This window comes from Palaeococcus pacificus DY20341, assembly GCF_000725425.1.
Classification (GTDB): domain Archaea; phylum Methanobacteriota_B; class Thermococci; order Thermococcales; family Thermococcaceae; genus Palaeococcus; species Palaeococcus pacificus.
Genome location: NZ_CP006019.1, coordinates 213,045 through 230,707 on the forward strand (window position 1 = coordinate 213,045; position 17,663 = coordinate 230,707).

The 17,663-nt window shown below is 43.7% G+C and carries 26 protein-coding genes; 19 read left to right on the forward strand and 7 right to left on the reverse strand.

Annotated elements, in window-relative coordinates; all coding sequences use genetic code 11:
* Positions 1-269 precede the first annotated feature (269 nt).
* The 14 genes from PAP_RS01165 to PAP_RS01230 are packed head-to-tail and all read left to right on the forward strand — an operon-like array spanning position 270 to position 8,291.
* Complete coding sequence (locus tag PAP_RS01165; protein ID WP_048164202.1) at positions 270-773, forward strand: monovalent cation/H+ antiporter subunit E; 504 nt, start codon at positions 270-272, stop codon at positions 771-773.
* The gene (locus PAP_RS01170; RefSeq protein ID WP_048164203.1) at positions 770-1,045 is read left to right on the forward strand and encodes a cation:proton antiporter; all 276 of its coding nucleotides are present in this window, start codon (positions 770-772) and stop codon (positions 1,043-1,045) included. The genes PAP_RS01165 and PAP_RS01170 overlap by 4 nt, the downstream gene beginning before the upstream one ends.
* Complete coding sequence (gene mnhG / locus PAP_RS01175; RefSeq protein ID WP_048164205.1) at positions 1,042-1,392, forward strand: monovalent cation/H(+) antiporter subunit G; 351 nt, start codon at positions 1,042-1,044, stop codon at positions 1,390-1,392. Before PAP_RS01170 ends, mnhG begins: the two co-directional genes overlap by 4 nt.
* Positions 1,389-1,652 carry a hydrogenase subunit MbhD domain-containing protein gene (locus PAP_RS01180; protein WP_048164206.1) on the forward strand — a complete coding sequence of 88 codons (264 nt, stop codon included), beginning with the start codon at positions 1,389-1,391 and terminating at the stop codon, positions 1,650-1,652. The genes mnhG and PAP_RS01180 overlap by 4 nt, the downstream gene beginning before the upstream one ends.
* Positions 1,649-1,924: a hydrogen gas-evolving membrane-bound hydrogenase subunit E gene (mbhE, locus tag PAP_RS01185; RefSeq protein ID WP_048164207.1), complete on the forward strand. Its 276-nt coding sequence runs from the start codon at positions 1,649-1,651 to the stop codon at positions 1,922-1,924. Before PAP_RS01180 ends, mbhE begins: the two co-directional genes overlap by 4 nt.
* Positions 1,921-2,388, forward strand: a complete 468-nt coding sequence (locus tag PAP_RS01190; protein ID WP_048164208.1) for an MnhB domain-containing protein — start codon at positions 1,921-1,923, stop codon at positions 2,386-2,388. Before mbhE ends, PAP_RS01190 begins: the two co-directional genes overlap by 4 nt.
* Complete coding sequence (locus PAP_RS01195; protein ID WP_048164209.1) at positions 2,378-2,746, forward strand: sodium:proton antiporter; 369 nt, start codon at positions 2,378-2,380, stop codon at positions 2,744-2,746. Before PAP_RS01190 ends, PAP_RS01195 begins: the two co-directional genes overlap by 11 nt.
* On the forward strand, positions 2,743-4,296 hold the full coding sequence (locus PAP_RS01200; protein ID WP_048164211.1) for a proton-conducting transporter transmembrane domain-containing protein: 1,554 nt from the start codon (positions 2,743-2,745) through the stop codon (positions 4,294-4,296). Before PAP_RS01195 ends, PAP_RS01200 begins: the two co-directional genes overlap by 4 nt.
* The gene (locus PAP_RS01205; RefSeq protein ID WP_048164212.1) at positions 4,293-4,634 is read left to right on the forward strand and encodes a hypothetical protein; all 342 of its coding nucleotides are present in this window, start codon (positions 4,293-4,295) and stop codon (positions 4,632-4,634) included. Before PAP_RS01200 ends, PAP_RS01205 begins: the two co-directional genes overlap by 4 nt.
* A gap of 1 nt (position 4,635) precedes the next feature.
* A complete protein-coding gene (locus tag PAP_RS01210; RefSeq protein WP_048164213.1) occupies positions 4,636-5,082 on the forward strand; it encodes an NADH-quinone oxidoreductase subunit B family protein in 447 nt (148 codons plus the stop codon).
* Positions 5,079-5,636, forward strand: coding sequence for an NADH-quinone oxidoreductase subunit C (locus tag PAP_RS01215; protein WP_048164214.1), 558 nt, complete (start codon positions 5,079-5,081; stop codon positions 5,634-5,636). Before PAP_RS01210 ends, PAP_RS01215 begins: the two co-directional genes overlap by 4 nt.
* Entirely contained in the window at positions 5,629-6,867 is a 1,239-nt protein-coding gene (locus tag PAP_RS01220; protein ID WP_048164215.1) for a hydrogenase large subunit, read from the forward strand. Before PAP_RS01215 ends, PAP_RS01220 begins: the two co-directional genes overlap by 8 nt.
* Positions 6,864-7,829, forward strand: a complete 966-nt coding sequence (locus PAP_RS01225) for a respiratory chain complex I subunit 1 family protein (RefSeq protein WP_048164216.1) — start codon at positions 6,864-6,866, stop codon at positions 7,827-7,829. Before PAP_RS01220 ends, PAP_RS01225 begins: the two co-directional genes overlap by 4 nt.
* A 3-nt stretch (positions 7,830-7,832) precedes the next feature.
* Positions 7,833-8,291 (forward strand): 4Fe-4S dicluster domain-containing protein, encoded by a 459-nt coding sequence (locus PAP_RS01230; RefSeq protein ID WP_048164217.1) that lies wholly within the window; start codon positions 7,833-7,835, stop codon positions 8,289-8,291.
* Positions 8,292-8,301: 10 nt separating this feature from the next.
* On the opposite strand, the gene PAP_RS01235 is transcribed toward PAP_RS01230, so the two are convergent.
* Both PAP_RS01235 and PAP_RS01240 read right to left on the reverse strand, forming a co-directional pair.
* Positions 8,302-8,481, reverse strand: coding sequence for a membrane protein (locus PAP_RS01235; RefSeq protein ID WP_048164218.1), 180 nt, complete (start codon positions 8,479-8,481; stop codon positions 8,302-8,304).
* Between the two features lie 4 nt (positions 8,482-8,485).
* A complete protein-coding gene (locus PAP_RS01240) occupies positions 8,486-9,190 on the reverse strand; it encodes a SagB/ThcOx family dehydrogenase (RefSeq protein WP_048165891.1) in 705 nt (234 codons plus the stop codon).
* Between the two features lie 108 nt (positions 9,191-9,298).
* On the opposite strand from PAP_RS01240, the gene PAP_RS01245 reads away from it, so the two are divergent.
* A complete protein-coding gene (locus PAP_RS01245) occupies positions 9,299-10,489 on the forward strand; it encodes an aminotransferase class V-fold PLP-dependent enzyme (RefSeq protein WP_048164219.1) in 1,191 nt (396 codons plus the stop codon).
* Here the strand turns inward: PAP_RS01245 and PAP_RS01250 are convergent.
* Complete coding sequence (locus tag PAP_RS01250) at positions 10,486-11,295, reverse strand: TrmB family transcriptional regulator (protein ID WP_052649029.1); 810 nt, start codon at positions 11,293-11,295, stop codon at positions 10,486-10,488. The genes PAP_RS01245 and PAP_RS01250 overlap by 4 nt on opposite strands.
* A gap of 83 nt (positions 11,296-11,378) precedes the next feature.
* On the opposite strand from PAP_RS01250, the gene PAP_RS01255 reads away from it, so the two are divergent.
* Genes PAP_RS01255 through PAP_RS01270 form a run of 4 tightly spaced genes read left to right on the forward strand, consistent with a single transcriptional unit; the run spans position 11,379 to position 14,321 of the window.
* Entirely contained in the window at positions 11,379-12,110 is a 732-nt protein-coding gene (locus PAP_RS01255; RefSeq protein WP_048164220.1) for an ABC transporter ATP-binding protein, read from the forward strand.
* The gene (locus tag PAP_RS01260) at positions 12,107-13,192 is read left to right on the forward strand and encodes an ABC transporter permease (protein ID WP_048164221.1); all 1,086 of its coding nucleotides are present in this window, start codon (positions 12,107-12,109) and stop codon (positions 13,190-13,192) included. The genes PAP_RS01255 and PAP_RS01260 overlap by 4 nt, the downstream gene beginning before the upstream one ends.
* 47 nt (positions 13,193-13,239) lie before the next feature.
* Positions 13,240-13,515, forward strand: a complete 276-nt coding sequence (locus tag PAP_RS01265) for a HEPN domain-containing protein (protein WP_048164222.1) — start codon at positions 13,240-13,242, stop codon at positions 13,513-13,515.
* On the forward strand, positions 13,515-14,321 hold the full coding sequence (locus tag PAP_RS01270; RefSeq protein ID WP_048164223.1) for a hypothetical protein: 807 nt from the start codon (positions 13,515-13,517) through the stop codon (positions 14,319-14,321). Before PAP_RS01265 ends, PAP_RS01270 begins: the two co-directional genes overlap by 1 nt.
* A 21-nt stretch (positions 14,322-14,342) precedes the next feature.
* On the opposite strand, the gene cdr is transcribed toward PAP_RS01270, so the two are convergent.
* From cdr to PAP_RS01290, 4 genes are all read right to left on the reverse strand, one after another.
* A complete protein-coding gene (gene cdr / locus PAP_RS01275; RefSeq protein ID WP_048164224.1) occupies positions 14,343-15,665 on the reverse strand; it encodes a CoA-disulfide reductase in 1,323 nt (440 codons plus the stop codon).
* A 68-nt stretch (positions 15,666-15,733) separates the two neighbouring features.
* A complete protein-coding gene (locus PAP_RS01280; protein ID WP_048164226.1) occupies positions 15,734-16,894 on the reverse strand; it encodes a 60S ribosomal export protein NMD3 in 1,161 nt (386 codons plus the stop codon).
* 5 nt (positions 16,895-16,899) lie between these two features.
* Positions 16,900-17,202, reverse strand: coding sequence for a DUF424 domain-containing protein (locus tag PAP_RS01285; protein WP_048164227.1), 303 nt, complete (start codon positions 17,200-17,202; stop codon positions 16,900-16,902).
* 39 nt (positions 17,203-17,241) lie between these two features.
* Positions 17,242-17,658 carry an NfeD family protein gene (locus PAP_RS01290; RefSeq protein ID WP_048164228.1) on the reverse strand — a complete coding sequence of 139 codons (417 nt, stop codon included), beginning with the start codon at positions 17,656-17,658 and terminating at the stop codon, positions 17,242-17,244.
* Positions 17,659-17,663: the final 5 nt, after the last annotated feature.

Here is a 17,663-nt window from a genome sequence, read left to right on the forward strand (position 1 = left end):
ACAACTTTACGATTGTCTAGTCTAAAACCATGTAACTTATTTTAACATCGTTTAGGCATTAGTATAAACAATAATGAAAATTTTTGGGCTTTAATGTACTTTTTTGTTAATTCATTTGTAAAGATTAATAACATTTATATTTGTCAAAATTTTTGGTTCACAACCTTTTGTTTTAGAAACGTATTTATAAAGTCTATGCCAAGCTATATGTTGAGATTTAGGAAAAACACGTCTCCAATAGGTTTAAAACTTAAAGTTGAGGTGGGAGAATGGCGTTTGCAACATCTTTCCTGTGGTCTTTGATTATTTACTTATTACTCACAGCAGGTTCCGGGAACGTTTTAGCATGGAGCCCAGAAGAACTTATAGCAGGGATAGTAATAGCAGCAGTTATAGGCTACGCCACAAGAAACGTCATGAGTGAAAAGCTCGACTACTTCTTCAATCCAAAGAGGTGGGTGCTTTTCATAATATATGCAATTGGGCCGTTCTTTTATGCAATGGCAAAGGCAAACTTTGACGTCGCGTATAGGGTTATAACAGGTAAAATTAGGCCCGGAATTGTGAAAATATCTCCAGAACTCACGAGGGATGAGAGCAGAACACTGCTTGCAAACTCTATAACGCTAACACCAGGAACTTTTACACTTGAAATCGATGAAGAGGGAAACTTCTACGTTCACTGGATTAATGTCCCTGAAGGAAAGGAAAAGCCAACCCCTGAGGAATTATGTGGCTATCTTCCAAAATGGGCAAGGAGGATTGGAGAATGACTGCTATAAGCGTATTTATGTGGGCTTTAGTACTACTGCTCTTTTCGGCCATGCTGACTCTAATTAGATTGCTCTTAGGACCTACGATTCCTGACAGAGCTGTGGCTCTTGATTCAATGACTACTACAACAGCAGGTGCAATGGTAATTTATGGGGTAATAACGAAACAAGCAGTTTTCATTGATGTTGCTTTAGTCTATGCGGTTTTGAGCTATATAGCTACACTCTACATAGCCCGCTACCTAGTAAAGAAGAAGGTGGGGATAGCATGATCGAATGGGTTGTAGGTGTTCTTCTTGGCATTGGAGTTGCTTTCAACCTCTTAGCAAGCATAGGAATACTTAGGTTTCCAGATGTCTATACAAGAATACATGCTGCAACGAAATGTACTACATTTGGAACAATTTTCATAGTCTTGGCAACAATAGTTTACTCAATCTACAACTGGCTTCCAAACCATGATCCAAGATGGATCACAATAGGACTTCACTCAGCTCTGGTTGTGATATTCCTCGTTCTAACCAATCCCGTAGGAGCGCATGCACTTGGTAGAGCAGCAAGAAAGTCGGGTATTAGGCCTTATGGGGCTGTAATAGATGAACTGGAGGGGAGGCTATGAACTTCGGCGAGCTCTTTTGGGCACTGCAGATTTTAATAGGTATTGGGCTCTTGGTGAGTGCAATCGCCGCGGTGAGATTCAAAAATCTAATTGCCGCTGTAATCTCAATGGCCGTCTTCAGCTTAATTCTCTCATTGGAGTTCTACGTCCTACAAGCGCCTGACGTTGCAATAGCGGAAGCAGGAGTTGGGGCTTGTCTTACAACAGCAATGTACCTCTTAGCGATAAAGAACACCACCGATGAGGAGGTGATAGAATGAGAAAAGCATTAGGGCTCTTTGCGTTCTTGGGGTTCACACTCTTCCTCTTGGCTGCTATGATGACTATTAGGCCATTTGGAGAGCCTCCACACACAGAAATGGACAGCTACTTTATAGCCCATGCTCAAGAGGAAGCCTCTGCAAACAACGTCGTTACAAGTGTAGTTTTTGACTACAGGGGTTTTGATACTCTTGGCGAAGCCACCGTCCTATTTACTGCAGTTTCGGGAGTGTTAATGGCTCTAAGACACTATAAGGTGGTGAAACGATGACGACTACAATTATTAAGACTACTACGAGAATTTTAGCCCCTCTAATATTGGTATTTGGTGCTTACATAATCCTTCATGGGCATTTAACTCCGGGTGGAGGCTTCCAGGGAGGTGCGGTTTTTGCAAGCGGCTTGGCTTTGTTAATCGTGGCCAATCAGTATGAAAACGTTAAGAAAGCATTCGAAAAAGTGCCATTAAGTCCACTGGAGAGCATAGGCGCTCTTGGTTTCTTGGGAACTGCCCTTTTGGGATTAATGGGCTATACATTCTTTAAGAACGTTATAGCCAACAGCGGCTTCATCTTTGGGGATCCAACTCCAATTGGAATAAACCCAGGCTATCTCAATACTGGTGGAACGCTATCATACATGAACATCTTTGTAGGTACAAAAGTCTTAGCCGGCCTTACGAGCATAGTACTAATCTTCTTCTTAATCATGAGGAGGGAGAAGGATGAATGGTGATTTAGTGGCGGTTAACCTTCCCTTTATCATCGTAGCGCTGCTTTTGGCGTTGGGATTCTACACAATCGGCTTCAAAAGGAATCTAATAAAGGTTGTAATAGGCATTGAAATTTTGGAAGGCGCAGTGAACATGTTCTTAGTTGCATTGGGCTATGTAAAAGGAAGCTATGCTCCAATTTACACCCTCGCTCCCGAAGAATCCGTCAACAACATGGTTCTTCCTACACCACAGGCCCTGACACTTACGAGCATCGTTATTGGAGTGGCAGTTTCTGCTCTAATGCTCGCATTTGCTGTGAACATCTACAGACACTATGGAACCCTCGATGTCACAAAGATTAGGAGGTTGAGAGGATGATAGAGCACTTACCAGCGTTAATGATTGCGGTTCCCCTCTTTGGAGCATTCATAACGCCACTCTTCAAGAAGCGCTATAGCTTAGCATCAATTTGGGCCATGATAATTACAGGCGTAACCGTTGTGCTCTCTCTCCTCCTAGTGCAGCACGTCGTTTCAAATGGGCTTATGGTATACGTCTTTGGTGCGGATAAGCCGACATTAGTATTACCTTCAGGATACAAAGTTCCTGTGAGGATTATATTTGAGGTAGATGCTATTGGAGCATTTATGGCACTCTCAGCTACGTTAATGGCCTTTATCGGTGCGCTGTACTCCTACAGTCATGTAAGCAATGAAAACGGCTTAGAGAAGTATTACACATTACTGCTCCTCCTTGAGGTTGGAATACTTGGAATGGTGCTCACAGGAGATCTATTTAACCTCTTCGTGTTCCTGGAAATAGCGGGTATAGCGGGTTCAGCGTTAGTCGGCTTTAGAAACTATCGCGGTGAGGCAAGCGAAGCGGGAATAAAGTACCTCATCGTGAGTGCAATTGCTTCATTGATGGTATTGTTCTCTATTGGAATCCTTTATGGACAGTACGGAAACTTAAACTTGGCATATTTGAGCAGACAGATAAGCTTCAACACTCTCGACATGATTGCTCTCGGCCTGCTCTTCGCTTCGTTTGCTATGAAATGCGGTTCCGTCCCGATGCACTACTGGGTTCCTGATGCCTACACAGAAGTTCCAGCGGGAATAAACCCACCACTCCTTGTGGCAACCTATGCAAGCTTATATGCTCTCTTTAGAGTGAGCTTCACTCTCTTTGGCAACATAACATGGGATTTAGCTAGAGTCGGATGGATCATGAGCATACTAGGAGTCCTTACGATGTTCATAGGTGTTACAATGGCCCTCGTGCAGAAAGATGTGAAGAGGCTCATGAGCTATCACGCCATCTCGCAGACAGGTTACATGCTCTTAGGTGTTGGGGTTGGACTAACAGTTCTCCACGATCCCAAGGCCCTAGCAGAATTTGGAAGAGATGCTATGGCTGGTGGTATTTTCCACATAATAAACCACATAATTTACAAGAGCCTCTTGCTAATGACGGCTGGAGCTCTCTTCTATGTGACTGGAACGAGAAATCTAAATGAAATGGGCGGCTTAGCGAGAAAGATGCCCATAACGACTATAGCCTTTATCGTTGGAGCAGCGGCTATATCCGGTATTCCACCCTTCAACGGTTTTGCAAGTAAGTTCTTGATCTATGAGACTTCCTATCAGCTCAACCCGCTTTTGGCAGTATTTGCTATGGTGACGAGCATTCTAACACTCGCTTCATTCGTCAAAGTCTTTGCTTCAGCGTTCCTAGGGCCACCGCTGGAGAAGTTCGAAAATGCGAAAGAGGTTCCAAAACCAATGGTTGTTGCAATGATAATCCTAGCAGCGCTGTGTATACTATTCGGTCTGTTCCCAACATACATCCTTGACAAGCTCGTCTATCCAGCTGTCGATGCTTTGCTTAAATTGGCTCAATATCAAGCGTGGGGTGGTTTAGCATGAGCCTTACACTAACTTCACCTTCAGGATTTTGGAATCCACTGCTCTGGCTTGCTTTCCTAATCCTATTTACCCTGATAGGCTACATTATATATTCGAAGGGAAATCCGAGCTACAAAAAGGACACAGAGCAGGTGAAGCCTTACTTGAGCGGTAACATTGAGCCTTCTAAAGAGAAAATACAAGTTAAAGCTGGGGATATCTATTGGGGATTCGTGGAGGCATTGAAAGACTACTACAAAGTTCTAAAAGCGATGCATACAGGCGACCTTAGGGACTACATACTCTGGTATTTAGGGATAGGTGCCATAATCATCTTCATCCTCATAGGAGGTGTCTAAAATGGGGAAGCTGTACAACTTTAAGCGCTCCCTTTGGGTTTTTCATGCCTCTGGGGGCTCATGCAATGCATGTGACATTGAAATAGTTGCAGCTCTAACACCAAGGTACGATGTTGAAAGGTTTGGAATTAAGTTAGTAGGCTCACCTAGGCATGCTGATGTTCTCTTAGTCACAGGTGCAATTCCAAGAGACTTTGCCGATAAGCTCAGGCGCATATACGAGCAGATGCCTGATCCAAAGGCAGTTGTAGTAATTGGAAACTGCGGCACGAGTGGAGGAGTATTTTATGACTCCTACAACATAGCCGGTCCAATTGATGAAATAATCCCCGTTGATGTATATGTCCCGGGATGTCCGCCAAGGCCAGAGGCAATAATTGATGGGGTTGTTAAGGCGTGGCTCAAAATTGAGAAGCTTGAAAAACAGCTGGAGGGGAAGAAAGAATGAACGCTTTAACTGCAGAGGAAGTCTTGGAGATGCTCAAGAGCTCCCTTGGGGACGCACTGCTCGAGCATGAGATAAGGACATACACCGCTGGAACAAAGAAAAAGAGGGAGTATCAGGAGGTATGGATTAAAATCGACAGGAAAGCATTTAGAAAGGCTGTTGAGAAGATTTTCAGCATTGACTACCCTCACCTTCACTTCATAACAGGGGAAGATACTGGAGGAGATATAATAGAGATCATATACTCATTTGCACTCTTCCACGGTATCCCATGGAAGCAGCTCAGCATAGTGATGAAGATTGATCTCCCTAAGAGCGAGCTCGTTCTTCCTTCGATTACAGACCTAATGATTGGAGCAGAGACTAACGAGAGGGAGATTAGGGAGATGCTTGGAATAGAGTTCGACGGCCTAAAGAACAAGAGACACCTCTTCTTGCCTGACGATTGGCCCGAGGGTAAGTATCCATGGAGAAAGGACGAGTATGGGGTTGATGACATGATTAAGCACACCCATAAGAGCGTTAAAGAAATAAGGAGGGAGCAACATGGCTAAATCAACTTATTACATCCCCGTTGGGCCAATTCATCCCGCACTAAAGGAGCCCATTAGGGTAGAGGCCGAAGTGGAAGGCGAGAAAATTGTTAAAGTTGACGTTAAGAGGGGCTTTGCCCACAGAGGGATAGAATACATGGGAATGAAGAGAAATGCCATACAAACACTCTATCTCTCGGAGAGAATATGCGGTATCTGTTCAATTTCTCACCCCTACGCATTTGTTTTGGGAAGCGAAAAGGCTTTGGGGATCGAAGCACCTCCGAGAGCACAGTACATAAGAACAGTTATAGCAGAACTCGAGAGGATACACTCTCACATACTCTGGCTCGGTGTTATAGCTCACGAAATGGGCTTTGACTCGCTCCTCTTTTGGACATGGAAGGGAAGGGAAAAGATACTCGATTTGCTTGAGCTCATAACGGGGAACAGGATAAACTACTCTATGTATATGATTGGAGGAGTTAGAAGGGATCTAAAGGAGAGCCACATTAAAGCGATAAGAGAGGCTATAGATTACTATTGGAAGTTCACCGAGCAGATGAAGGAGATATTCCTATCGGACCCCGTTTATAAGGCGAGGACGAGGGGAGTTGCTCAGCTCTCAAAAGAACTAGCATTAAAGCTTAACGTAGTTGGTCCAGTTGCAAGGGCAGCCGGACTTAGGATAGATGTTAGACAGGATACTCCATACGATGCTTATGCAGATATAGATGTTAAGGCCATAGTTCCTCAGGATATCGTTGGAGAGGTCTACGGCGATGGCTACGACATAACTTTGGTCAGACTTTATGAGATAGAGCAGAGCCTTGACATAATTGAATATTGTATTGACAACCTTCCAGAGGGCAAAATTTTGGCAATTCCAAATTATGTTGCCCTTTTGAACAAAATAAAGAAAACACAGGGAGAAGGCATTGGAATGCATGAAGCACCGAGAGGAGAGGTTATTCACTACTTCAAATACGATGGCACGAGAGATGGGCCCGCAGTCTGGAAAGTTGTGGCTCCGAGCTACAACAACATAAACTCTTGGGGGCCTGCACTTCTTGGAGCGGAGGTGGCAGATATCCCAATAGTTGTGGCATATATTGACCCATGTATGTGCTGTAACGATAGGATGGCCGTTGTTAAAGACAGCAGTGGAAAAGTGCTTCCCTATGATCTTATTAGAAAGAAGGCGATTGAAAAGACCATGAGAATTAAGAAAGAACTGGGGGTGAGAAAATGACCCCCGAAACTCTTGCTTACAGCATTGGCTTTCCACTTTTAGGAATTTTCCTAGGTTTAGTGTACAAGGGTATGGATAGGAGAGTTTCAGCTAGGCTGACCTCTAGAATTGGACCCCCAATAAGGCAGCCATTCTGGGATGTTGGAAAGCTCCTGCTTAAAGAAACGATAGTCCCTGAAAATGCAGTAGCGTGGCTCTTTAATGCCATGCCTATAGTATCACTAGCGGCTTCACTTACGCTACTCCTCTACATACCATTTGGTGTCCTTGAGGCTCCTCTTGAAGGATATGGTGATTTGGTGGTTATACTTTACTTGTTCACACTCCAGTCACTTGCAATGGCAATTGGAGGATTTGCCTCTGGAAGTCCGTTCTCATCAGTTGGTGCGCAGAGAGAAATGGTGCTCATGATGAGCTATGAGTTGCCGTTAGCAACAGTAATCGTCGGCTTTGCCCTAGTCTACAGGAGCTTCTCCCTCACGACAATAGCCTCGACACCTGTTTGGAGTATGGTAGGACCTTTAGCGGGAATTGGCGTTTTACTGCTGCTCGTGGCTCTCTTGGTGGTCACTCCTGCAGAATTAGCAAAGCTCCCCTTCGACATAGCTGAGGCTGAGACAGAAATCTGTGAAGGTATGCTCGCTGAGTACAGCGGAAGGAACTTAGCTTTGTTCTACCTCTCAGATGCCGTTAGGGGCTTTGCAATGGCTGCCATAGAAGTAGTGCTCTTCATACCATTTACACTGAGCTACATCTTTGGCCTCAACCTCTCTGGAGCAACTCTTTACATAGTTGAGGGTCTATGGTTCCTCTTTAAAGTGGCTATAGTCTATATCCTTGCAATAACGATAGTGAGGACTTCATTCGGCAGATTCAAGATAGACCAGGCATCGAAGATATTCTGGGTTTACGTGAACATCATAGCTCTCCTTGGACTGGCTTTAGTATGGGTGGGGGTGTGAAGAATGCCAACCAAAATGATGTTTTTACTCTTAAAGCAGCTCGTTCAAAAGCCTTTCACCAACCCGTTCCCTGTTAAGCATGCTCCCAAGAACGTCACAGAACTCATTGAAAAGGTACAAAAGGGAGAAGTTAAAATACATCCTCCTGTACCTGTTCCGGAAGATTTTAGGGGAAAGATACACTACGATCCAGAGCGCTGTATAGGTTGCAGACTCTGCATAAAAGTTTGTCCTGCAGATGCTATGGAATGGATACCTGAGCTGAGAAAAATACGACACTATGCCTCACGCTGTATGTTCTGCGCCCTGTGTGTAGACGTCTGCCCCGGCAAGAAGTTCCCGGGAGAAGAAAAAGCAGTAAAAGCCCTTGCAATGAGCGAAGATTTCCTCTTGGCGGACTACGACAAGTACAGCGACAACTTAATAGAGGAGCCTCCAGAAGCAAAGGAAAAGGGGATTTAGTTTTCCTTTTTTATCTTACATACCAGATCGTCAGCACCATCAGAATATACGCCAGTATGCTGAGGATGATGTGGACTTTAACCCATGCTTCCCTTTTCTTTGATAAAAAGATAAAAGCCCCGCTGAGCATGCTTAAACTCATAAACGCGAAGGTCAGATAGCCCAGGGTGTAGTGATCAATTACAACCATTTCCTCACCCCGGAATGCCGACTGGGAAGATGTATAGAGGTGCTCCCTCAGTTTCGACAACCTCGGCCACTTCATCGTCATGAAATGCCCCTACCGCAACAGTTCCCAATCCCAAAGCCGTCGCTTGCAAATAGATGTTCTGCCCGATATGCCCCGCCTCCATGTGGACGTACCTAACTCCTCTCTCGCCGTAGTAGTTTGTCGTTCTCTCATAAAATGCTACTAAAACTATGTTGATTGCAGCTTTTCCAACCCAATCCTGGTTTAGCGCTGCTTTCTTCAGATCTTCTCTAAAATCACCTTCCTTGATTAAGGTCAAGCTGTGCTCAAAGGGGTCGTAGTGGTAAACTCCCGGCGTGAGGCCATCAACATTTCCAACCACGACATAGGTCTCAAAGGGATAAGTTGCCCCTGCACTCGGAGCGCTTCTAAACTTTCTCCTTTCTTCAGTAATTCCCTGAGAGGCCCACAAAAGCTGGGAGAGTTGCTCTAAGGTCAGGGGCTCGTTTTTATATGAACGTATGCTCCTCCTTTTTGCTATCGCCTCTTCTACGCTCATCTCTCCTTTAAAACTCGGTTCCGGAAGCTTTATAACTTCCCCATAATACTCGACGCTTTTTTTGCGCTCAATAGATGGCTTAAACAGAATTAGAAGTGACGAAACGATTACCATAAATACCACCAAATACGCAACTTTTCGATACCCCATATTCATGGATTAGCTTTCATAGTATTTAAGTTTGGAGTTATTGCACTTCCTAAATCTGTCCAGAAAACGATATATACCCACTTATCAAATTCATGAACGGTGATTCTTATGAAAATCCCAGAGGACATTAGAAAGGATATACCGCTTACTCAAGAGGTAATCTACTTCGACAACACAGCTACATCCCTAACACCAATCCCCGTAATCGAAGCTATGGACGAGTACTACCTCAAGTACAGAGCCAACGTTCACAGGGGAGTGCACCGCCTTTCCCAAAGGGCTACCCATGAGTATGAGAATGCGAGGAAAGTGACAGCAGACTTCATTGGTGCAAAGTTTGAGGAGATAGTTTTCACAAAGAACACGAGCGAGAGCTTAAACCTAGTCGCCCTCGGTTTGGAGTGGAAGAAGGGCGATAAAATCGTGACAACTCCATATGAGCACCACTCAGACTTATTGCCTTGGCAGAAGGCTGCGAAGAAGTACGGAGCAAAGCTTGAGATAATCGAAGGCGACGATGAAGGCAACCTTGATTTGGCAGATGCAGAGAAGAAAATCAAAGGAGCTAAGCTCGTCGCTATTCAGCACGTCTCCAACGCTCTCGGTGTTATCCATGAGGTAGAAGAGATTGGGAAGATGGCAAAAGAAGAGGGGGCCATATTCGTCGTAGATGCCGCTCAAAGCGTCGGCCACATGGAAGTTAATGTTAACAAGCTCCATGCTGACTTTTTGGCATTCTCAGGTCACAAAGGCCCAATGGGACCCACTGGTATAGGTGTGCTCTACATTAGGGAAGAGTTCTTCGATACATTTGACTCCCCTCTAGTAGGCGGCGGGACAATTGAGGATGTTAGCTTGGGGGAGTATACACTTACTCAGCCTCCAGAGCGCTATGAGGCAGGAACCCCTAACATAGGTGGAGCAATAGGATTGGCAGCTGGAATCAAGTACATCCAAAAAATTGGCTTGGACAAGATTGAAAAACAGGAACACAAGCTCGTTAAAAGAATCACAGAAGGCTTAAGCGAGTTGGAAGTACCTTGGTATGGTCCTAGAGACCTCAAAAAGCACGCTGGAGTTGTGAGCTTCAACGTTCCTCCGCTTCACCCACACGACGTTGCTGCCGTCTTGGATGAACACAACATAATGGTTCGCTCAGGCCACCACTGCGCTATTCCAGTGATGAAGCGCTTAGGAATCAACGGAACTGTTAGAGCTTCGTTCCATGTCTACAACAGCCTCGAGGAAGTTGAGACCTTCTTAAGCGTCATGGAGGAGCTCGTCAAGAGCTTGCGTTAGCTCTTTTCTTTGCTTTTTTCAATAAAGTGAAGCATCATTTTTCTCTGAAACATTGGGATGAACGGAATTGTTATAATTAGGCCTTTAAGGATTCCCCCTTCCTCATAAATCAAAATGGATTCCTCTCCATCTCTAACAAAAATTCCCTTTACATTGTAGGGTGTCTTATTTGAGAACAACGCTTCTGCGAGTACTTCCCTAAAGTCTTCTGATTCTCTATCTAAAATCTTTTCAAGCTGTATGCACCTCGCCTCTCCAAATCGGTTTAATGCATTAAGATAACGCTTGTTTTTCTCGAGAAGAAGAATCTTTACATCTAATCCTCTATGCTTTACCTTTTCAAAGGCTTTCTTAAATTTCAAAGCTAGCTTCCCATCCACAAAAGCTATTATGAGTTCTTTCTTAGCTCTGTCCGCTAAATCTTCAACTTTGCTTTTTATGTTCCACTCTCCTTGGAGAGACCAAACAGGCATCCACTCTTCTCTTTGCTCCTTTTGATAGCTTTTCAACTTAATTATGACCTCTTCGGAGGATTTCAAGTATTTATCCCTCAATGAAGCGATTACTTTCTCGGGCTCCACTGCTCTAAAGTATGTAGGATTTCCTTCGCTTATATCTACGAAACCTTTCTTATGAAGCTCTTTTAAGACATCATAAACCCTCGGTCTTGGAACTTCACTCTCCTTGGCTATTTCACTTGCCTTTGATGGTCCCAAAACCACCAAAGTTGCATAAATCCTTGCCTCATACTCTCTAAGACCAAGAAGCTTAAGCTTCTCAATAATTACTTCATCAACTATTACCATTTTAGTCACCTTCAATTTTGTAACTCACTTAGTTACAACAATCTTATATATCTTTCTACGAGACCTGCACTCAGGTGATTGAAATGGGTGGAGATGCTTTAATCGTTAGAAACTTGAAAAAGAGCTATGGACATTTAGTTGCTGTTAATGGGCTCTCTTTTAAAGTCAGTGAGGGTGAAATCTTCGGCCTTTTAGGGCCGAACGGTGCAGGGAAAACCACCACAATAAAAAGCATTTTAGGACTTCTAAAGAAAGACGCTGGGGAGGTTTACATACTTGGAAAGAAGATGCCTAATAAGGAGATTTTGAAAAAAGTAGGTTACATGCCGCAGGAACTTGCCCTTTACTTAGACCTAACCATAGAGGAGAACTTAAAGTTCTACGCTCGCTTATATGAGCTCACAAAAGAAGAATTTGAAAATAAAAAGGAGAAAATCCTAAAGCTTGTGGGGTTAGAGGGTTTTGAAAACAAATTAATAGCCGAGCTAAGCGGGGGTATGCAGAGAAGAGTCTCTTTGGCTTGTGCACTTTTGCATGAACCTGAGTTCCTGATTTTAGACGAACCAACCGTAGGAGTTGATCCTCACTTAAGGGCTAACTTTTGGGAGCATTTTAGAGAGCTTTCAAAAAGAGGCGTGACGATTTTAATCACAACTCACTACATGGATGAAGCTATGAAATGCGATAGGATTGCCATAGTGTCAGAAGGAAATATAGTGACGGTCGATAACCCAAATAAAATAGTAAAAGAAACAAATTCGGAGAATCTTGAGGAAGCTTTTCTAAAATTGACACTCTATGGGGTGAGAGCATGAAGTGGTATAGAGTTTCTGCTGTTACAAAAAGAATCTTTTGGAGACTTAAACATGATAGGAGGATGTTAGCTTTTGCGTTAATAGCTCCTATAATAGCTATGACAGTTTTTGGCTTCGCATTTGGAGGTGAAATTAAGGATGTTAATATAATAGTTGTGAACCTGGATAACGGACATTTTGCATCAGAAATTGTGAAAAATCTTGACAAAGAGATATTTATCATTGAAGAGCGTAGTGATTTGCAATCTTCAATAAATGAGGTTAAAGAAGGAAGATATTGGGCTGTGCTGTATTTTCCGGATGACTTTAGCAAAAATGTGCTTTTAGGAAAAGCCGCTGTAGAGGTGTATCTTGATAAGAGCAACGTTAATGTGGCGGAAACTATAGTGACTGGTGTTAACAAAGCTCTAATGGATACTCTAATTGAAAAAGGACTTAGATTCCCAATAAGTATAGATTACAGCGCGATTTACGGAAAAGAGGCAAAGTTTATGGATATGTTCCTACCGGGCATAATGTCGTTAGCCGTATTCATGCTTTCCACAATACTTTCGGTGCTCTCTTTCATTGGTGAAAGAAACATGGGAACGCTGGAGAGAGCTTTAGCAACCCCCTTAAAGGAAGAGGAAGTTGTTATCGGCTACTCAATCGCATTCGGAGTATTGGGAATAATTCAAGCTTCAATAATGATGCTTGTGGGCATATTTGGCTTCAACGTCAAAATTACCGGGAATCCAGTTTTGGCTTTTTTCATAGTTTCTCTGCTTGCAGTAGTCGGCGTAAACCTCGGAATGCTTCTCTCAAGTGTAACAAGAAGTGAAGGCCAAGCAGTGCAACTTATTCCAATAATAATCCTCCCAACTTTCCTTTTAGCTGGAATATTCTGGCCAATTGAAGCGATACCAAAGTACCTAAGGCCGTTTTCCTATCTGCTACCCCCAACTTATGCCGTAGATTCCCTGAGATCCGTTATCATAAGAGGATGGGGAATAGAAAAGGTGTGGCATGACGTTGCTGTTTTAATAACCTTTGGAATTTTATTTTTGAGCTTAGCAATCTTCAACATGAAGAAAAAGCAATGAAAATCTTTTTATCTCTTTTTTCAAATGATTACTTGAGGTGATTTCTTATGCTTATTGCAAAACCGTGCACAAGCATGAAGGCGATAAACATAACTCCTGAGGAAAAGCTCGATGTGGATTTAGAGGAGCTTTGTGAGTGTTTAGCTGAAAAAGGTTATCAAATCAAGAGGGTTACGCGCTTCCTAGCATTAGTGAAGAAGACCTACGACATAAGCCTCTTTCCGAGCGGTAAAATTATTGTGAAAGACACGGATGATGCAGAGGAAGCCTTAAAAATTGCCCAGGAAATCTACGAGTGCATGAAGGACTATAAGGTGATGTGATGTTTAACATTGAGGATGTTAGAGAAGTTATCGATAGAATTAGGGAAGAGAACGGGTTTGAAAAAGTGCCCTATGTTATAGAAGAGCTAATTTATGATGAAGAAAATGACAGGCTGTTCATAATAGGGCAGGATAGGACGGATAAGAGTGCCATAATTGGGAACAGCTTTGTGATAGGAAAGCTCAAAGAGGCTTTGGGCGTTAAGCAGATTACTGTTTATTCGAAGCTCGATTTGCTGATTAAGAGGAAGAAGATTGAGGAACACTTAAAGCTGATAGAAGGAACGCACGTTGAATTTTTAAAGCCTATCCTCGAGGCCGAGCTCGAGTACCCTCCAATGAGGTGGCCAAAGCTTCAAAATAATGGGCGAGCTTTAGTTTTTTTAAGCATCTACGCGAAAGCTCTTCTAGGCTTTGCCGAGGCCTTTGGACTTGAGCCCGTTAAGGTCGGCATAAAATACGCGTTTCCGCAGATTGAATACGAACCCATTGAGGGGGATAAACTCTGGATTTATGAGCCAAATGAAGAGGCTCTTATTAAAGAAGCAAAAGAACGGGGTCTGGACATAGTCATGAGCGACTTCCCCTTTAGCGTTAAATTTAGAGAGGACATTGCTCTGATAAACCCTATGCGCCTCCTCTACGTCCCCCACTTTAGGATTAAGCACCTATTCGGCTTCATCTTTCCAACTAGGCCATTCATAGATAAGATTGCCTTTCTTGACTTCATCCTAAGGCTTGCCCGCGATACACTAATGGAACCTACAGATGGTGCGAGGCTTATTTGGAGCGTCTGGAGGCGCTAAACTTCAAAAATAAAAAAAGAATCAAAACTTCAGGACTCTAGCCAAAACAATTAAGGGATCCCAGACTGGAGCAAAGGGTGGTGCGTAAGCTAAGTCTGCAAAAAAGATGTCTTTTGTAGTTAATCCTGCTTGGATTGCAACTGCTGCCGTGTCAACCCTTGCGAGAATCTCTCCGCCAGCGACCTGTACTCCAAGGAGCTTTTTAGTGTCTCCGTCAATGACTCCTTTGAGCCATATCCTCTTTCCACCAGGATAGTAGTGGGGCTTTGTTCCAGCTTTTATGAATGCGGTTTCAACATTATAACCCGCTTCTTTGGCTTCACTTTCTGTTAATCCAGTTTTTCCTATCTCCAAGTCCATGAATTTGGTTATTGACGTCCCCAAGACTCCTGGGAATTCTAAGCTTAGGCCCGCTATGTTAGTCCCAGCAACGTAGCCCATTTTATTGCCTGCCGGGGCCAGCGGGAGCCACACCCTCCTGCCTGTTATGAAGTGCTTTGTCTCTGCTACATCACCAGCTGCATAGACGTTCTCAACGCTCGTTTGCATCCTCTCGTTTGTCCATATAGCGCCTGTTTCCCCTATCTTAACTCCAAGCTGCTTGGCCAGTTCAACGTTTGGTTTTATTCCTGTGGCTATTATAACGAGATCAGCTTTGTATTCGCCCTTATCCGTAGCAACCTTTTCCACTTTCTCTTCTCCAATAATCTCTCTCGTATGCTCATTTAGCTTCAGGTTTAAGTGCTCCCTAAGCTTCTCTTCAACAACGTCTGTTATTTCTTTGTCGAATGTTTTCCTCAAAACGCGCTCGCTCCTTCCAATGAGCGTTACGTTTTTCCCTTGGGCAACAAAAGCTTCGGCCATCTCTAAGGCTATATAACCTGTTCCAATGACGACAACATCTTTGATTTCATTTTTTTGCATGTACTCTTGGATGGCGACTGCATCGGGTGGTAGATCTGCAGTGAAGACTCCATTTAGGTCAACGCCTTCTATTGGCAGTGCCTTTGGTGATGCACCATTAGCAAAGACAAGGTAGTCCCACTCGTATTTGTGCTCTCCATCGCTCTCCTGAACCACTATATTACCCTGCTCAACCTCTATTACCTTAGCGTTTAAGTGCAAATCAATGCCGCGCTTCTTTATGAAGAACTCTGGTGGATAGTGCATGAGCTTTTCCTTTGGTGAAATCCCCTCGACAACATAGGGGACGCCGCATGGAGCGTGGCTAACCCACTCCGTTGCTTCAAAAACTTTGACATCCCACTCAGGTTTCAGCTTTTTTACCCTCGATGCGGTGCTCATTCCAGCGGCACCGCCACCTATAATAACTACGCGCTTCATTTTTCTTCACCAAGAATAGGTTTAAAACCAAAGGTTAAAAAAGTTGATGGACAAAAATGTGGTTTAGTTCACTCTTTCTTACCCTCAACGTAGTATCTTCCTTTTATCTTCAGGAGCTTGTAGACCTCCCCCTCTTGAAGCTCGAGCTTTGGCTTCTCAATCTCAAAAGTCTCATAGCTCTTCATGTCCATAAACTGGACTTCATTCGGAGTTAGGCTCGTTACCATGGCCTCGCTTTTTTCATGCTCAACCAAATCCATTTCGTCCCTCTTCACGCTCTTCCAGTCTTTGTGCTCGCTCTTATGGGTTGCTAAGTTTATGAGGTTAATTCCCCTTCCATCAAGCCCTTCAACGCGGTAGATATTTCCGTTTTTATCCCCAACTATGTCCCCTTTTACAAACTTGGGGAGTCTAATGCTAATGCTTGCCCTTTGAACTGGCTTGCTCCTAAGTCTATCTTGGCCTATGAGTTGGTAGGCTTCACTTATGCTTCCGCCGTACCTGTCCTTTATAGCTTGGGCAAGCTTTCTAGCTGCTTTAGTTGAACCCATATAGAAGTCCAGTCCTTCGTCTTTCTCTACAGTATCCTGGATGAAGCCCATTCTATCTCTCTTCATTATCTCATCGACCTTTTCCTGAACGAGGTTTGCTATTTCATCTCTTTCCTCTTTACTCAGCTCTCTCCCCTCGGCCCTAACTTGAAGAATGGCCTCAAAGTAGCCTCCCAGGAACTTTTGGCACCTTGGGCAAACGGTCTGCCTCACGTAAACCACAACTTCCTTACTCTCTTCATGGAATTCTATTTGGAGCTCGTGGATTTTGGCTTTAACTCTAATATAGTAGGTCACTATAGCTGGGAAGTGTTCCACGTGCCAGTCTATAGGCTCAAAGCTTACGTAGGCTTTTCCCACAGGAATTTCTTCAATAGCATCTAGCTCCTCTTTCTCTACTATCTCCACCCCTTTAATGCGCTCATCAAGGAGGAGGTTTTCCAAAAGGGCGTTATCTGCAACTTCAAAAATAAGCTCATCCAATTCATAGCTCTCCGGGTCAACCCAAACACCTCTCTTTTTATAGCTCCCACAGTTCTGACACAGTTCAGTGTTTATCTCGCTCTCCATCAAAAGCACAGGGTTTTCCTTCCTAAAGCACACTTGGCATAGGCCGTCTATTAAAGGCCCTCCTTCACTCTCGCTTATTCCACACCGGTAACAAAATCTCTCACTCATCTTACTCACCATATCATTTTAGCTATCTGCGCATGGGGAACTCCCTGAATCCTTAAAACTCTATCTGCATCGACATAGCCGAGCTCTATGGCTTTATCAACACACCTCTCACCAGTTAGGTTTACTATGGTGGCTTTTTCTAAAAGCTTTCCCAGCTCATCTGCTTCAACTAGCTCTCCCTTATAAAAGCGCTCTTTTACTTCGAGCTTGAGTTCACCTTCGCGAAAGGTCTTGCCCAAGAGCTCCTCGTCGCACGCTGCCACTAAAACCTCTCCCTGGACATGATAAACCTTAACGTAAATCCTCATTTAACCACCGATTAAGAATAGCAGAGAAAGTTTAAAAAGCTAATCAAGTTTTCTGACAATTAACTTTATGCCGTTCGTATCGACAACAACCACTTCATCGCCTTCTTTGACTTCATTTAGGGGCTTTGAGAGCCAAATTTCCCCTTCTAATTCCACCCACACTTCATCTTCTTTTATCTCTCTGACTTTTCCCCTCTTTCCCTTCAGCTCAAATGTGTATTTTGGCTTTCCAATGTCTTTCGTCTCTTTTCTTATGAAGCGCGCAAAGAGCTGGTAGCTCACGACTGCAACGATTAATGAGATTATGAATGCCACGTTAAAATCAATATTAAGCGCTAGCAGCAGACCTAGTGCGGCAAATGCCATTCCAATTGGCGTTATAAATGCTGCAACCATCATGTCGAACACTATTATGAGAAGCCCCAAAATTAAAAGTAAAATGGGGAGGTAGTCCATAGTTG

Coding starts and splice junctions, on each gene's coding strand:
- PAP_RS01165 (WP_048164202.1), top strand. CDS start 270: ATGGCGTTTGCAACATCTTTCCTGTGGTCTTTGATTATTTACTTATTA.
- PAP_RS01170 (WP_048164203.1), top strand. CDS start 770: ATGACTGCTATAAGCGTATTTATGTGGGCTTTAGTACTACTGCTCTTT.
- mnhG (WP_048164205.1), top strand. CDS start 1,042: ATGATCGAATGGGTTGTAGGTGTTCTTCTTGGCATTGGAGTTGCTTTC.
- PAP_RS01180 (WP_048164206.1), top strand. CDS start 1,389: ATGAACTTCGGCGAGCTCTTTTGGGCACTGCAGATTTTAATAGGTATT.
- mbhE (WP_048164207.1), top strand. CDS start 1,649: ATGAGAAAAGCATTAGGGCTCTTTGCGTTCTTGGGGTTCACACTCTTC.
- PAP_RS01190 (WP_048164208.1), top strand. CDS start 1,921: ATGACGACTACAATTATTAAGACTACTACGAGAATTTTAGCCCCTCTA.
- PAP_RS01195 (WP_048164209.1), top strand. CDS start 2,378: ATGAATGGTGATTTAGTGGCGGTTAACCTTCCCTTTATCATCGTAGCG.
- PAP_RS01200 (WP_048164211.1), top strand. CDS start 2,743: ATGATAGAGCACTTACCAGCGTTAATGATTGCGGTTCCCCTCTTTGGA.
- PAP_RS01205 (WP_048164212.1), top strand. CDS start 4,293: ATGAGCCTTACACTAACTTCACCTTCAGGATTTTGGAATCCACTGCTC.
- PAP_RS01210 (WP_048164213.1), top strand. CDS start 4,636: ATGGGGAAGCTGTACAACTTTAAGCGCTCCCTTTGGGTTTTTCATGCC.
- PAP_RS01215 (WP_048164214.1), top strand. CDS start 5,079: ATGAACGCTTTAACTGCAGAGGAAGTCTTGGAGATGCTCAAGAGCTCC.
- PAP_RS01220 (WP_048164215.1), top strand. CDS start 5,629: ATGGCTAAATCAACTTATTACATCCCCGTTGGGCCAATTCATCCCGCA.
- PAP_RS01225 (WP_048164216.1), top strand. CDS start 6,864: ATGACCCCCGAAACTCTTGCTTACAGCATTGGCTTTCCACTTTTAGGA.
- PAP_RS01230 (WP_048164217.1), top strand. CDS start 7,833: ATGCCAACCAAAATGATGTTTTTACTCTTAAAGCAGCTCGTTCAAAAG.
- PAP_RS01235 (WP_048164218.1), bottom strand. CDS start 8,481: ATGGTTGTAATTGATCACTACACCCTGGGCTATCTGACCTTCGCGTTT.
- PAP_RS01240 (WP_048165891.1), bottom strand. CDS start 9,190: ATGGGGTATCGAAAAGTTGCGTATTTGGTGGTATTTATGGTAATCGTT.
- PAP_RS01245 (WP_048164219.1), top strand. CDS start 9,299: ATGAAAATCCCAGAGGACATTAGAAAGGATATACCGCTTACTCAAGAG.
- PAP_RS01250 (WP_052649029.1), bottom strand. CDS start 11,295: ATGGTAATAGTTGATGAAGTAATTATTGAGAAGCTTAAGCTTCTTGGT.
- PAP_RS01255 (WP_048164220.1), top strand. CDS start 11,379: ATGGGTGGAGATGCTTTAATCGTTAGAAACTTGAAAAAGAGCTATGGA.
- PAP_RS01260 (WP_048164221.1), top strand. CDS start 12,107: ATGAAGTGGTATAGAGTTTCTGCTGTTACAAAAAGAATCTTTTGGAGA.
- PAP_RS01265 (WP_048164222.1), top strand. CDS start 13,240: ATGCTTATTGCAAAACCGTGCACAAGCATGAAGGCGATAAACATAACT.
- PAP_RS01270 (WP_048164223.1), top strand. CDS start 13,515: ATGTTTAACATTGAGGATGTTAGAGAAGTTATCGATAGAATTAGGGAA.
- cdr (WP_048164224.1), bottom strand. CDS start 15,665: ATGAAGCGCGTAGTTATTATAGGTGGCGGTGCCGCTGGAATGAGCACC.
- PAP_RS01280 (WP_048164226.1), bottom strand. CDS start 16,894: ATGAGTGAGAGATTTTGTTACCGGTGTGGAATAAGCGAGAGTGAAGGA.
- PAP_RS01285 (WP_048164227.1), bottom strand. CDS start 17,202: ATGAGGATTTACGTTAAGGTTTATCATGTCCAGGGAGAGGTTTTAGTG.
- PAP_RS01290 (WP_048164228.1), bottom strand. CDS start 17,658: ATGGACTACCTCCCCATTTTACTTTTAATTTTGGGGCTTCTCATAATA.